Source organism: Kocuria sp. GQ42, assembly GCF_059758435.1.
In genome coordinates, this window is record NZ_JCAXEN010000009.1 from 58,758 (window position 1) to 72,129 (window position 13,372).

Consider the following 13,372-nt stretch of genomic DNA (forward strand, 5'->3'; position numbering starts at 1 on the left):
CTCACTTCCCGAACTCGCTGGTGACCGCCCGGACGATGCCGGTGCGGACGGTGGAGAGCAGCAGCTCGCCGCGCTGGGCGGTCGCGCCTGCTGGAGAGGAGAGGCACCCGGAGCTCGGGGTGCGAGCGGGGTCCTCGGGGAAAACGTCGTAGGGGGCCAGGTCAGCGGGGGGATGGTCGGGGGCCCGGGACATGTCGACCTTCTCCGGGTGCAGGTGGAGCATCAGCGAGGTCTCGAGGACGCCTCCGTGCTCGATGTCCCAGCCGAGGAAGCCGTCGGGGAAGACGGCCGCCAGGGTCTGCTCGTCGACGAAGTCCCAGTACGAGAGCAGCAGGGCCCGGCTGTCGTCGAGGCCTCCGGCCCGGGCCTCGCGCACCGCGAGGTCGAGTCCTTCGTAGAGGAACTGGTAGTTCTCGAAGTGGCCGTTGACCACCGCGATCCGGCGGACGCCGTGGCGGAAGAACTCCAGCACCACGTCCTTCGTCTGTGCGATGAGGGCCTGGGCCGAGAGACTGGTGGTGCCGGCGCGGTGGTTGCCGCCCCCGGAGCGGGGCTGGGACTTGTAGCCGTAGCAGAAGGCCGGCGCCACCAGGGCGTCGAGGTCCTCCGCCGCCGCCAGGGAGATGGCGCGGGAGAGCATGGCGTCCACGCCCAGCGGCATGTGCGGCCCGTGCTGCTCCGTGGCCCCGGTGGGGATGAGCACCAGCCCCTGACCGGTGGCCACGTACTCCTGGTAGCTGTGGGCGTCGAGGTCTTCGAGCGAACGGGTGGTGACCACCGTGGTCCTTCCGTGCAGTGGATGTGGCGGTGCCGCGGGGTGCGGCTGCGGCAGAGGAGCTGCCGGGGGGACGGCGGCGGCGCACCGGGGCGCCGCCGCCGTCGTCGTCGTTCCGTGCCTAGGCGGACACGATGTTGTGCTCGGGGCCGTACGGGAACCTGGTGATGTTCTCCGCGCCGTCCTCGCCGACGACGAGGATGTCGTGCTCGCGGTAGCCCCCGGCGCCCGGCTCGCCCTCCGGGACCGTGATCATCGGCTCCATGGACACGACCATGCCCGGCTCCAGCACCGTGTCGATGTCCTCGCGCAGCTCCAGGCCGGCCTCGCGGCCGTAGTAGTGGCTGAGCACGCCGAAGGAGTGGCCGTAGCCGAAGGTGCGGTTGGCGAGCAGGCCGTGGGAGATGTAGATCTCGTTGAGCTCGGCGGCGATGTCCTTGCAGACCGCCCCGGGCTTGATCAGCTCGAGGCCGCGCTCGTGGACCTCGACGTTGATCTCCCACAGCTCGCGCGAGCGCGCGTACGGCTCGCCCAGGAACAGGGTGCGCTCCAGGGCGGTGTAGTAGCCCGACGTCATCGGGAAGCAGTTCAGGGACAGGATGTCCCCGCGCCGGAGCTTGCGGGTGGTGGCCCAGTTGTGGGCGCCGTCGGTGTTGATCCCGGACTGGAACCACACCCAGGTGTCGCGGACCTCGCGGTGCGGGAACGTGCGGGCGATCTCGTGGACCATCGCCTCGGTGCCGATGAGCGCGACCTCGTACTCGGTGATGCCCTCGCGGATCGCGGCACGGATGGCCTCGCCGCCGAGGTCGCCGATGCGGGCGCCGTGCTTGATGACCTCGATCTCCTCGGCGGACTTGAGCATGCGCTGGCGCATGGCGTCCTGGGAGACGTCGGTGAGCTCGGCGCCCTCGAACGCGGCCTGGATGCGCCGGCGGGTCAGCAGCGGCAGGGCGTCGTCCTCGACGCCGATCCGCCGGGCCTGCACACCGCGCCGGCGCAGGGCCTCCTGGAGGCCGTAGTAGAAGTTGTCGCGCCGCCAGTCGGTGTAGACGATGTTGTCGCCGTAGCTGGTGCGCCACGGCATGCCGGCGTCGATGTTGGCGGTGACCGTGACGGAGTCGTCGGCGGTGACGACCAGGGCGTAGTTGCGTCCGAACGTGGTGTAGAGGAAGTCCGAGTAGTACTTGATGCCGTGGTAGCTGGTGAGGATGACGGCGTCGAGCTGCTGCTCCGCCATGATCCGCCGCAGGCCGTCCAGCCGGCGCTCGAACTCGGCGTCGGAGAAGGTCAGCTGCTCCTTCTGCCCGTTGTGCAGGGTCTTCAGGCGCTCGAGCTCGGCGACGGAGGCGGCGGGGGCGGTGATGGGCGAGGTGGTCATGGTCGTCCTTTCGTGGGTGGTGCTGGTGCGGTGTGGGATGATCAGCGCCGGGGTGGCGCCGACCGGGAAGGGTGGTCGTGGAGGAGCGTCAGCGCTCCAGGGGCTTGCCGCAGGTCTCGCGGGAGAGGGCGACGGCGACGAAGGACACCGCCGCGGCGGCCATCAGGTACCAGGCCGGTGCGAGGTTCGTGGCGAAGGCGGAGATCAGCAGCGTGGCCATGAAGGGTGCCGTACCGCCGAAGACGGCATTGGCGAGGTTGAAGCTCACGGCGAAGCCGGTGTAGCGGATGCGGGTGGGGAACAGCTCGGCCAGGAAGCTGGGCAGCGTCCCGTCGTTGAGGGTCAGCATCGCCCCCAGCAGCACCTGGACCGCCAGCACGGCCACGAACGACCCCGACTCCAGCACCATGAACGCCGGCAGCGTCAGGACGATGAAGCTCACGGACGCGGCCATGAGCATCCGCTTGCGGCCGAACCGGTCGGAGGCCAGGCCGGTGAGGAAGATGAAGCCGACGTAGGAGAGCAGCGCCAGCGAGGTGGCCAGGAAGGACTCGGTCCTCCCGAGACCGATCTCCTCGGAGAGGTAGGTCGGCATGTAGCTGAGCAGGATGTAGAAGCCCACGGCGTTGAGCAGCACCGCGCCGACCGCGCGCAGCAGGGCGCCCCAGTGGTTGCGGAACATGTCCCGGACCGGGGCCTTGATGACCTCGTCCTCCGCGGCGAGCTCCTGGAACGCCGGGGTGTCCTCGAGCTTCGTGCGGATGTAGCGGCCGATCAGGCCCATGGGCGCTGCGAGCAGGAAGGGGATGCGCCAGCCCCAGCTGGTCAGCTGGTCGTCGGAGAGCACCGCGGTCAGGCCGGCGACGAACAGTGAGCCGAAGAGCAGGCCGGTGGCCGTGCTCGCGGGCACCACGGCGGCGTATACCCCGCGCCGGCGGTCCGGGGCGTACTCGACGAGGAACGCCGAGGCCCCGGCGTACTCCCCGGCCGCGGAGAACCCCTGCACGATGCGCACCACGAGCAGCAGCACCGGTGCGAAGATCCCGATGGAGTCGTAGCCCGGGATCAGGGCGATGCAGAACGTGGAGACCGACATGATGAGGATGGACAGGGAGAGCGCCGTGCGCCGGCCGAGCTTGTCGCCGAGGTGCCCCCAGACGAAGCCACCGAACGGGCGGACGAAGAACGAGATGGCGAACAGGGCAAAGGTCGCCAGCAGGGCCGTCTGCGGATCGGACTCGGGGAAGAACACCACCGCGATGGTGGCGGCCAGGTACCCGTAGATCGCGTAGTCGAACCACTCGACGAAGTTGCCGATGAAGCTGGCCGCCACCACGAGGCGCCGGACCGCGGGATCAGGGGCCCCGGTGACCGGGGAGGTCGTCGGCGCCGTCGTGGTCGCACTGCCGTCGGAGGGGTGGGACATGAGCATCTCCCGAGGATGATGTGTTGCATTTCTTGCAACAGCGTTGCCTCAATGTAGGGAGTGATTCAGCTCACCGTCAATGGCCGTGACGTTAAATCGTGTCACCGCGGGGTTAAACCCGGTCACACAGGGAGACATCCAGCCGACCGTGATGCCGGGATGACGCATCGGAGTTGTGATCAGCGCAACAAAAGGCCGCTCAAAGGACCCGCCGCACCTGCTCCTCGAAGTCGCGGATGTGCTCGAGCATGATCGTGGCGGCCTCGTCGCCCCTGCCCTCCAGCACCGCGGTGAGCAGGGCCGCGTGCACGGAGATGTGCTCCTGCAGCTGCGGGATCCGGTCGGCGGCCACGCACCAGATGCGGGTGGCCAGGTTGCCGTAGCGCGTCAGGGTCGTCTCCAGGTGCGCGTTGCCGGCGGCGGCGTACACGGCCCGGTGGATGGCCACGTCCCAGCGCAGGGTGTCCTCGCGGTCCTCGGCGGCCGGCTCCTCGAGCTGCTCCCGCAGCCGCTCCAGCCGTTCGCGGGCGGCACCCCCGCGCCGCCCGGCGGCCAGACGGGCCGCCAGCGGCTCCAGCACCTCGCGCACCTGGGAGATCTCGGACAGGGCCGTGATGTCCACCGTGGTCGCGAACGTCCCCCGGCGCGGATAGGTCACCACGAGGTGCTCGGACTCCAGCCGCTTGAGCGCCTCGCGCAGCGGAGTGCGACCCACGCCCAGGTCCTCGCTCAGGCGGGCCTCGTTGAGCGGGCTGCCGGGCGGGATGTCGAGCAGGATCAGCCGGTCCTGCAGCCGGAGGAAGGCCTGGTCGGCCAGGGACCGGCCGCCCGCCGCGGTCTCGTCGGTGTGCTGCAGCATGCGGGCCCTTCCTGCGGCGTGTGTGACGGGGCGGGAGCGCCGGATGACGACGGGACGGGAAGTCATGCTTGACCCGCCGTGCCCCTCGTCACATACTAGGCCTGAACAACTGATATATCAGTTGCACACAGAAGACTTCCCAGGAGGGCACATGACCGTGCACGAGGACCACCCCCTGTACCAGCCGCTGGCCGAGAGCGACCCCGAGGTCGCCGCGGCCGTCGACGCCGAGCTGCGGCGCCAGCAGTCCACGCTGGAGATGATCGCCTCCGAGAACTTCGCGCCCACGGCGGTCATGGAGGCCCAGGGCTCGGTGCTCACGAACAAGTACGCCGAGGGCTACCCCGGCCGGCGCTACTACGGCGGCTGCGAGCACGTGGACGTGATCGAGCAGCTCGCGATCGACCGCCTCAAGGCCCTGTTCGGCGCCGAGCACGCCAACGTCCAGCCGCACTCCGGGGCCCAGGCCAACGCCGCGGCCATGTCCGCGCTGCTCCAGCCCGGCGACACCATCCTGGGCCTGGACCTCGCCCACGGCGGGCACCTGACGCACGGGATGAAGCTCAACTTCTCCGGCAAGCTCTACCAGGTCGCCGCCTACGGGGTCTCCGAGGACGACCACCGGGTCGACATGGACGAGGTCGCCCGGCTCGCCCGGGAGCACCGCCCGCAGCTCATCATCGCCGGCTGGTCCGCCTACACGAGGCAGCTGGACTTCGCCGCGTTCCGTGCGATCGCCGACGAGGTCGGGGCGTACCTGATGGTCGACATGGCGCACTTCGCCGGGCTCGTCGCCGCCGGACTGCACCCCAACCCGGTGCCCCACGCCGACGTGGTGACCTCCACCACGCACAAGACGCTCGGCGGCCCGCGCGGCGGAGTGATCCTGTGCAAGCAGGAGCACGCGAAGAAGATCAACTCCGCGGTCTTCCCCGGTCAGCAGGGCGGACCCCTGGAGCACGTGATCGCGGCCAAGGCCGTGGCCTTCAGGCACGCCGCGGCCGAGGAGTTCACCGACCGCCAGGTGCGCACCCTGGAGGGCGCGAAGATCCTGGCCACCCGGCTGCTGTCCCCGGACGTCATGGCCACCGGGATCAACCTGGTCAGCGGCGGCACCGACGTGCACCTGGTGCTGGTGGACCTGCGGAACTCCGAGCTCGACGGGCAGCAGGGCGAGGACCGACTGCACCGCATCGGGATCACGGTCAACCGCAACGCCGTGCCCTTCGACCCCCGCCCGCCGATGGTCTCCTCCGGTCTGCGGATCGGCACCCCGGCCCTGGCAACCCGCGGCTTCGGGGCCGAGGAGTTCACGGAGGTGGCCGACATCATCGCCCAGGCGCTGATCCAGGAGCTGACCGACGAGCTCGTCGAGCAGCTGCGCGATCGCGTGACCGCCCTGGCCGAGCGGTTCCCGCTCTACCCGAACCTCTCCGCCCCCGTCCTGAACGGAGCCTTCTGATGGCCGACCTGCTGCCGGAGCACCCGGACTTCCTGTGGCGCAACCCGGACCCGAAGTCCTCCTACGACGCCGTGATCGTCGGCGGCGGCGGACACGGGCTGGCGACCGCCTACTACCTGGCCAAGAACCACGGCATGACCAACATCGCCGTGCTGGAGCGGGGCTGGCTGGCCGGCGGGAACATGGCGCGCAACACCACGATCATCCGCTCCAACTACCTGTGGGACGAGTCCGCGGCGATGTACGAGCACTCCCTGAAGCTCTGGGAGATCCTGCCCGAGGAGCTGGAGTACGACTTCCTGTTCTCCCAGCGCGGCGTGATGAACCTGGCGCACACCCTGGGGGACGTCCGCGAGTCGATGCGCCGGGTCAACGCGAACAAGCTCAACGGCATCGACGCGGAGTGGATCAGCCCGGAGCAGGTCAAGGAGCTGTGCCCGATCATCAACATCGGGGACGACATCCGCTATCCGGTGATGGGGGCGACCTACCAGCCGCGCGCGGGCATCGCCAAGCACGACCACGTGGCCTGGGCCTTCGCCCGCAAGTGCGACGAGATGGGCGTGGACATCATCCAGAACTGCGAGGTCACCGGCTTCGTCAAGGACGGCGACCGGGTGGTGGGGGTCGAGACCAGCCGCGGGCGCATCAACGCCGGCAAGGTCGGGCTCTGCGGGGCCGGGCACTCCTCGGTCCTGGCGGAGCTCGCCGGGTTCCGGCTGCCGATCCAGTCCCACCCGCTGCAGGCCCTGGTCTCGGAGCTGCACGAGCCCGTGCACCCGACCGTGGTGATGTCCAACCACGTGCACGTCTACGTCTCCCAGGCCCACAAGGGCGAGCTGGTCATGGGCGCCGGCGTGGACGCCTACAACGGCTACGGCCAGCGCGGCGCCTTCCACGTCATCGAGGAGCAGATGGCGGCAGCGGTGGAGCTCTTCCCGATCTTCGCCCGCGCCCACGTCCTGCGCACGTGGGGCGGCATCGTCGACGTCACCCTGGACGCCTCCCCGATCGTCTCCAAGACGCCCGTGGACCAGATGTACGTCAACTGCGGCTGGGGAACCGGCGGGTTCAAGGGAACCCCCGGCGCCGGCTACTCCTTCGCCCACACCATCGCCCACGACGAGCCCCACCCCCTCAACGAGCCCTTCGCCCTGGAGCGGTTCGAGACCGGGGTCCTCATCGACGAGCACGGCGCCGCCGCCGTGGCCCACTAGGAGGCCGGAACACCATGCTGCTGATCGAGTGCCCCAACTGCGGGCCGCGCGACGAGACCGAGTACCAGTACGGCGGGGAGGCGCACGTGCCCTACCCCGAGGACCCCAGCCGGCTCTCCGACAAGGAGTGGGCGGAGTACCTCTTCTACCGCAACAACCCCAAGGGTCTGATCGCGGAACGGTGGGCCCACGCCGTCGGCTGCCGCCGCTGGTTCAACGTCGTCCGCGACACCGTGACCTACGACATCAAGGCCGTCTACAGGATCGACGAGCCCAAGCCCGAGATCGGAGGCGTCAAGTGAGCGCGCAGACCCACCGCCTGCCGGCGCAGCAGAGTGCGCCCGGCAGCATCGACCGCACCACGCCGGTGCGCTTCACCGTCGACGGGCAGGAGCACACCGGGTACGCCGGTGACACCCTGGCCTCGGCCCTGCTCGCCGCCGGGCGCATCCACTGCGGCGACTCGATGTACCTGGGCCGTCCGCGCGGGATCGTGTCCGCCGGGGTGGAGGAGCCCAACGCCCTGGTCAAGGTCGCCGCGCGCACGGAGGCCGACGTCGACGAATCCATGCTCCCGGCCACCACGGTCGAGCTGACCGACGGTCTGCAGGCGTCCTACCTGCGCGGTCTCGGACAGCTCGACCCCCGCAAGGACGAGGCCGTCTACGACCACAAGCACGTGCACACCGACGTCCTCGTCGTCGGCGCCGGCCCCGCCGGGCTGGCCGCGGCCCGCGAGGCCGCGAAGTCAGGGGCCCGGGTCATCCTCATGGACGAGCAGCCGGAGGCCGGAGGCTCCCTGCTGTCGGGCCGCGACGACGTCGTCGACGGCCTGCCCGCCCGCGACTGGGTCGCCCGCACCCTCACCGCCCTGGAGGCCGAGCCCGAGGTCACGGTCCTGCACCGCACCACGGCGTTCGGCAACTACGACGCCAACTACGTCGTCGCCGTCCAGCGGCGCACCGGCCACCTCGCCGAGGCCCCGGGTCCCGGCGTGTCGCGGGAGCGGATCTGGCACGTGCGGGCGCAGCAGATCGTGCTCGCCACCGGCGCGCACGAGCGGCCGGTCGTCTTCGCCAACAACGACCGCCCCGGCATCATGCTCGCCGGATCGGTGCGCACCTACCTCAACCGCTACGCGGTCGCCGCCGGCACGTCGGTGGTCGTGGCCACCACGAACGACTCCGCCTACGACCTCGTGGCCGACCTCGCCGCCGCCGGGGTCCGTGTCGCGGCCGTGGTCGACTCCCGCCCGGAGCTCCACGGCCGGGCCGCCGACATCGCCGCGAGCACCGGGGTTCGCCTGTTCGCCGGCAGCGCCGTGGTGGACACCGCCGGCGACGGCGAGCACGGGCGGATCAGCGCCGTGACGATCGGCGGGATCGATGGGTCCGGCGCGCTGACCGGCCCCACCACCACCGTGGACACGGATCTGCTCGCCGTCTCGGGCGGGTGGACCCCGGTGGTCCACCTGCACAGCCAGCGGCAGGGGAAGCTGACCTGGGACGAGCGCCTCGCGGCGTTTGTCCCGGGCGCCCCCGTGCGGGACCAGCACACTGCGGGCTCGGTCAACGGCACCACCGACCTGGCGTGGTGCCTCACCGAGGGTGCCCTCGCCGGGGCCGAGGCCGCCGGCCGGGCCGGCTTCGAGACCCAGCCCGAGACCCCGCACGCGGAGAGCGTCGAGTCCTCGCCCGTCCGCCCGCTGTGGCTGGTGCCCGGGCCCGAGGGCGCGTCCGCCGACTGGACCCGCCACTTCGTCGACTTCCAGCGCGACCAGACGGTCGCGGACGTGCTGCGCTCCACCGGCGCCGGCATGCGGTCCGTGGAGCACGTCAAGCGCTACACCTCCATCTCGACCGCCAACGACCAGGGCAAGACCTCCGGGGTCAACGCCATCGGCGTCATCGCCGCGGCGCTGAACAGCACCGACGTCGGCGGGATCGGCACCACCACCTACCGCGCCCCCTACACCCCGGTGGCCTTCACGGCCCTGGCCGGACGACGGCTCGGCCACCTGTTCGACCCGGCGCGGCTGACCTCGGTCCACCCCTGGCACGTGGCCCACGGGGCCCTGTTCGAGGACGTCGGGCAGTGGAAGCGGCCCTGGTACTACCCGCAGGCCGGAGAGGACATGGACACGGCGGTGCTGCGCGAGTGCGCGGCCGTGCGCGGGTCCGTGGGGTTCATGGACGCCACCACCCTGGGCAAGATCGAGATCCGGGGCAAGGACGCCGGGGAGTTCCTCAACCGCGTCTACACCAACGCCTTCAAGAAGCTCAAGCCCGGCATGGGCCGGTACGGGGTCATGTGCACCCCCGACGGGATGGTCTTCGACGACGGCGTGACCCTGCGCCTGGACGAGGACCGGTACTTCATGACCACCACCACCGGTGGCGCGGCCAAGGTCCTGGACTGGCTCGAGGAGTGGTCCCAGACCGAGTGGCCGGAGCTCGACGTCACCTTCACCTCGGTCACGGAGCAGTACACCACCGTCGCCGTCGTGGGCCCGAAGTCCCGGGCCGTCGTCGAGAAGCTCGCCCCCGAGCTGGACCTGTCCAACGAAGCGTTCCCGTTCATGGCCTTCCGCGAGACCGTCCTGGCCTCCGGGGTGCCCGCACGGATCTGCCGGATCTCCTTCTCCGGGGAGCTGGCCTTCGAGATCAACGTCTCCTCCTGGTACGGCCTGCCGGTCTGGGAGGCCGTCGCGGAGGCCGGCGCCGAGTTCGGCATCACCCCCTACGGCACCGAGACCATGCACGTGCTGCGCGCGGAGAAGGCCTTCCCCATCGTGGGCCAGGACACCGACGGCACCGTCACCCCGCAGGACCTGGGGATGGACTGGGTGGTGTCCAAGACCAAGGACTTCATCGGCAGGCGCTCCTACGACCGCCCGTCCGCCACCAGCCCGGACCGCAAGCAGCTGGTCGCGGTCCTGCCGGTGGACCGGACGTTCCGGCTGCCGGAGGGTGCCCAGCTGGTGGACCACGGCACCCCCATCACCCCGGAGGTCGCCCCCGTGCCCATGGTCGGCCACGTCACCTCCAGCTACCGCAGCGCCGCCCTGGACCGGACCTTCGGGCTCGCCCTGGTGGAGAACGGCCGCAACCGCATCGGTGAGACGCTCCAGGCCCCGCTCGACGGCCGGCTCGTGGACGTCGTCATCGCAGAACCCGTGCTCTACGACCCCGAAGGGAACCGCCGTGATGGCTGAGCAGCTCCTGACCGACACCACCGCCCTGCGCCGCAGTCCCCTCGCCCACCTCGCGCTGCAGATGCACGAGCAGACCGTGACGGGTGAGCGGGGCGTGGCCCTGCGCGAGATCCCGTTCCTGACCATGGTCGGGATCCGGGTGGCGCCCGGCACCCCGGCCGCCGAGTCGGTCGCCGCCGCGGCCGGGATGCCCCTGCCGACCGGCCACGGCCGGGTCACCGGCACCGCCGGGGCCACGGCGATCCTGTGGATCGGGCCCGACGAGTTCCTGCTCGTCGGCCCCGAGGGCGTGGGGCCCGCGGAGATCGGCCCTGCGGGGAGCGACCTCCGAGCGGCGGGCACCGACGACGCCGGCACCGCCGCCGGGCTGGCCCGGGCCCTCGGCACCGAGCCCGGTCAGGCCGTGGACCTGTCCGCCAACCGCACCACGCTCGAGCTGTCCGGGCCCTCGGCCCGGGCCGTGCTCGAGAAGAGCTGCCACCTGGACCTGCACCCGCGGGCCTTCGCGGTCGGCACCGCCGTGGCAACGACCCTGGGCCCGGTGCAGGTGCTGCTGTGGCGGACCGCGGAGCTGACCTGGCGAATCATGCCGCGGGCCTCCTTCGCCGAGTACACCGCACGGTGGCTGCTGGACGCCATGACGGAGTTCGCCTCACCCGAGGTGCCCTGATGGCCCTGTCCGTCCTGGACCTGTTCTCCGTCGGCATCGGGCCCTCCTCGTCCCACACGGTGGGCCCGATGCGCGCCGCCCGGCTGTTCACGGAGGGGCTGGCCGGTGACGGTCTCCTCGACGCGGTCTCCCGGGTCCGGGCCGAGCTGTTCGGCTCCCTGGGCGCGACCGGGCACGGTCACGGCTCGGACAAGGCCGTGATCCTGGGGCTGCAGGGCGAGGACCCGGAGACCGTGGACACCGACACCGCCGACGCGCAGGTGCAGGCGAGCACGGACCGCGGTCAGCTGTGCCTGGCAGGCGTCCGCCCGATCCCCTTCGACCGGGCCGGGGATGTCGTGATGCACCGGCGCAAGTCGTTGCCGGCGCACCCCAACGGCATGACGTTCCACGCGTACGGGGCGGACGGCGAGCCGGTGCGGGAGCGCACCTACTACTCGGTGGGCGGCGGGTTCGTGGTGGACGGTGACGCGTCCGGGGCGGACCGCGTCGTCCAGGACACCACGGAGGTGCCGTACCCGTTCACCAGCGGCCGGCAGCTCCTGGAGCACTGCCGGCGCGAGCAGACGTCGATCGCCGGGATCATGCTCGCCAACGAGCTGTCCTGGCGCAGCGAGGAGCAGCTCCGGTCGAGCCTGCTGCACATCTGGGGCGTCATGCAGGAGTGCGTGGAGAACGGGTGCACCCGCACGGAGGCACGGCTGCCCGGTGGGCTGAAGGTCCGCCGCCGGGCACCGGGCCTGCGGGCCCGGCTCCGGGAGGCCGAGGCCGCCGCCGAGGCGTGTGCCGTCCAGCCGGCGTCCGATCCGCTGCAGGCCATGGAGTGGATCAACCTCTACGCCCTGGCGGTCAACGAGGAGAACGCCTCCGGCGGGCGGATCGTCACCGCCCCGACCAACGGGGCGGCGGGCATCATCCCCGCCGTGCTGCACTACTACGCCCGGTTCATCGCCGGGGCGGACGAGGACGGGGTGGTGGAGTTCTTGCTGACGGCGGCCGCCGTCGGCATCCTCATCAAGGAGAACGCCTCCATCTCCGGCGCGGAGATGGGCTGCCAGGGCGAGGTGGGCTCGGCCTGCTCGATGGCCGCCGCGGGCCTGTGCGCGGTGCTGGGCGGCACCCCGGAGCAGGTCGAGAACGCCGCCGAGGTCGGCATGGAGCACAACCTCGGGCTGACCTGCGATCCGGTGGGCGGGCTCGTGCAGATCCCGTGCATCGAGCGCAACGCGATCGCCTCCGTCAAGGCCATCAACGCCGCGCGTCTCGCCCTCCAGGGCGACGGCGAGCACACGGTCTCGCTCGACCAGGTCATCAAGACCATGCGCGAGACCGGCAACGACATGAAGATCAAGTACAAGGAGACCTCCCGTGGTGGACTGGCCGTCAACGTCATCGAATGCTGAGCAGCTCACGCAGCCGCAGGCCGTGTCCACGGCCCCTGCCACGACGGAGCTGGTGCTGACCCTCGACTGCCCCGAGAGACCGGGGATCGTGCACGCCGTCAGCGGTGTGCTCCTGGAGCACGGCTGCAACATCGTCGAGCTCACCCAGTTCGACGACCGGCGGCTCGGCCACTTCTTCATGCGCGTGCACGTCGCCTCGGCCACGGGCGACGGCCTCGACCCCGAGGCCCTCCGGACGGACCTGGCCCCGGTGGCCGAGCGCTTCGACATGCGCTGGGAGCTCAGCGAGCACGGGGCGAAGCGGCGCGTGCTGGTGATGGTCTCCAAGTTCGGCCACTGCCTCAACGACCTGCTCTTCCGCGCCCGGACCGGGGACCTGCCCGTGGACATCGTCGCGGTGGTCTCCAACCACCGGGACCACCAGCGCCTCGTCGAGTGGCACGGCATCCCGTTCTACCACGTGCCCGTCACCCGGGACACCAAGCCCCAGGCGGAGGCCCGCCTGCTGGAGCTCGTGGACCGCTTCGAGGTGGACCTCGTGGTCCTGGCGCGCTACATGCAGGTGCTCAGCGACTCGCTGGCCACCCGGATGGAGGGACGGGTGATCAACATCCACCACTCGTTCCTGCCCAGCTTCAAGGGGGCCAAGCCGTACCACCAGGCCTACGACCGCGGGGTGAAGACCGTGGGCGCCACGGCGCACTACGTCAACGCCGAGCTGGACGAGGGTCCGATCATCGCCCAGCAGCTCGTGGACGTGGACCACACCTACGGCCCGGAGGACCTCGTGGCGGCGGGCCGGGACACCGAGTGCAAGGCCCTGTCCAACGCGGTGAAGTGGCACTGCGAGGGCCGGGTCATCCTGCACGGCAACCGCACGGTCGTCCTGCGCTGAGCACGCACGACGGAGCGCCGCCCCCGGGGGTCCCCGGGGGCGGCGCTCTGTCGTAGGTGCTCCGGGACGT

11 protein-coding genes are annotated in these 13,372 nt (G+C 71.0%); 7 read left to right on the forward strand and 4 right to left on the reverse strand.

All coding sequences use genetic code 11. The annotated features are described in order from the left end of the window. Position 1: 1 nt before the first annotated feature. The 4 genes from AC6CH6_RS16810 to AC6CH6_RS16825 all read right to left on the reverse strand — a co-directional run bounded on the left by AC6CH6_RS16810 (position 2) and on the right by AC6CH6_RS16825 (position 4,441). On the reverse strand, positions 2-778 hold the full coding sequence (locus tag AC6CH6_RS16810; RefSeq protein WP_126346647.1) for a creatininase: 777 nt from the start codon (positions 776-778) through the stop codon (positions 2-4). A 118-nt stretch (positions 779-896) separates the two neighbouring features. Next, positions 897-2,156, reverse strand: a complete 1,260-nt coding sequence (locus tag AC6CH6_RS16815; protein ID WP_498255989.1) for a M24 family metallopeptidase — start codon at positions 2,154-2,156, stop codon at positions 897-899. Between the two features lie 88 nt (positions 2,157-2,244). Beyond that, positions 2,245-3,582: an MFS transporter gene (locus AC6CH6_RS16820; protein ID WP_498255990.1), complete on the reverse strand. Its 1,338-nt coding sequence runs from the start codon at positions 3,580-3,582 to the stop codon at positions 2,245-2,247. 199 nt (positions 3,583-3,781) lie between these two features. Beyond that, the gene (locus AC6CH6_RS16825; protein WP_109221424.1) at positions 3,782-4,441 is read right to left on the reverse strand and encodes a GntR family transcriptional regulator; all 660 of its coding nucleotides are present in this window, start codon (positions 4,439-4,441) and stop codon (positions 3,782-3,784) included. Between the two features lie 151 nt (positions 4,442-4,592). Between AC6CH6_RS16825 and glyA the strand changes: the two genes are divergently transcribed. The 7 genes from glyA to purU are packed head-to-tail and all read left to right on the forward strand — an operon-like array spanning position 4,593 to position 13,302. After that, positions 4,593-5,903, forward strand: coding sequence for a serine hydroxymethyltransferase (gene glyA / locus AC6CH6_RS16830; protein WP_498255991.1), 1,311 nt, complete (start codon positions 4,593-4,595; stop codon positions 5,901-5,903). After that, positions 5,903-7,120, forward strand: coding sequence for a sarcosine oxidase subunit beta family protein (locus AC6CH6_RS16835; protein WP_498255992.1), 1,218 nt, complete (start codon positions 5,903-5,905; stop codon positions 7,118-7,120). The genes glyA and AC6CH6_RS16835 overlap by 1 nt, the downstream gene beginning before the upstream one ends. A gap of 14 nt (positions 7,121-7,134) precedes the next feature. Then, complete coding sequence (locus tag AC6CH6_RS16840) at positions 7,135-7,422, forward strand: sarcosine oxidase subunit delta (protein WP_017833539.1); 288 nt, start codon at positions 7,135-7,137, stop codon at positions 7,420-7,422. Further along, positions 7,419-10,334 carry a sarcosine oxidase subunit alpha family protein gene (locus AC6CH6_RS16845; RefSeq protein WP_498255993.1) on the forward strand — a complete coding sequence of 972 codons (2,916 nt, stop codon included), beginning with the start codon at positions 7,419-7,421 and terminating at the stop codon, positions 10,332-10,334. Before AC6CH6_RS16840 ends, AC6CH6_RS16845 begins: the two co-directional genes overlap by 4 nt. Next, positions 10,327-11,004, forward strand: coding sequence for a sarcosine oxidase subunit gamma (locus tag AC6CH6_RS16850; protein ID WP_498255994.1), 678 nt, complete (start codon positions 10,327-10,329; stop codon positions 11,002-11,004). The genes AC6CH6_RS16845 and AC6CH6_RS16850 overlap by 8 nt, the downstream gene beginning before the upstream one ends. Continuing rightward, complete coding sequence (locus AC6CH6_RS16855) at positions 11,004-12,407, forward strand: L-serine ammonia-lyase (protein WP_498255995.1); 1,404 nt, start codon at positions 11,004-11,006, stop codon at positions 12,405-12,407. The genes AC6CH6_RS16850 and AC6CH6_RS16855 overlap by 1 nt, the downstream gene beginning before the upstream one ends. Positions 12,408-12,429: 22 nt before the next feature. Next, on the forward strand, positions 12,430-13,302 hold the full coding sequence (gene purU, locus AC6CH6_RS16860; RefSeq protein ID WP_368797632.1) for a formyltetrahydrofolate deformylase: 873 nt from the start codon (positions 12,430-12,432) through the stop codon (positions 13,300-13,302). Positions 13,303-13,372: the final 70 nt, after the last annotated feature.

What these genes read in the sequence shown, in the direction of transcription:
- AC6CH6_RS16815 (WP_498255989.1), bottom strand. Translation starts at nt 2,156, where the DNA reads ATGACCACCTCGCCCATCACCGCCCCCGCCGCCTCCGTCGCCGAGCTC.
- AC6CH6_RS16820 (WP_498255990.1), bottom strand. Translation starts at nt 3,582, where the DNA reads ATGTCCCACCCCTCCGACGGCAGTGCGACCACGACGGCGCCGACGACC.
- AC6CH6_RS16825 (WP_109221424.1), bottom strand. Translation starts at nt 4,441, where the DNA reads ATGCTGCAGCACACCGACGAGACCGCGGCGGGCGGCCGGTCCCTGGCC.
- glyA (WP_498255991.1), top strand. Translation starts at nt 4,593, where the DNA reads ATGACCGTGCACGAGGACCACCCCCTGTACCAGCCGCTGGCCGAGAGC.
- AC6CH6_RS16835 (WP_498255992.1), top strand. Translation starts at nt 5,903, where the DNA reads ATGGCCGACCTGCTGCCGGAGCACCCGGACTTCCTGTGGCGCAACCCG.
- AC6CH6_RS16840 (WP_017833539.1), top strand. Translation starts at nt 7,135, where the DNA reads ATGCTGCTGATCGAGTGCCCCAACTGCGGGCCGCGCGACGAGACCGAG.
- AC6CH6_RS16850 (WP_498255994.1), top strand. Translation starts at nt 10,327, where the DNA reads ATGGCTGAGCAGCTCCTGACCGACACCACCGCCCTGCGCCGCAGTCCC.
- AC6CH6_RS16855 (WP_498255995.1), top strand. Translation starts at nt 11,004, where the DNA reads ATGGCCCTGTCCGTCCTGGACCTGTTCTCCGTCGGCATCGGGCCCTCC.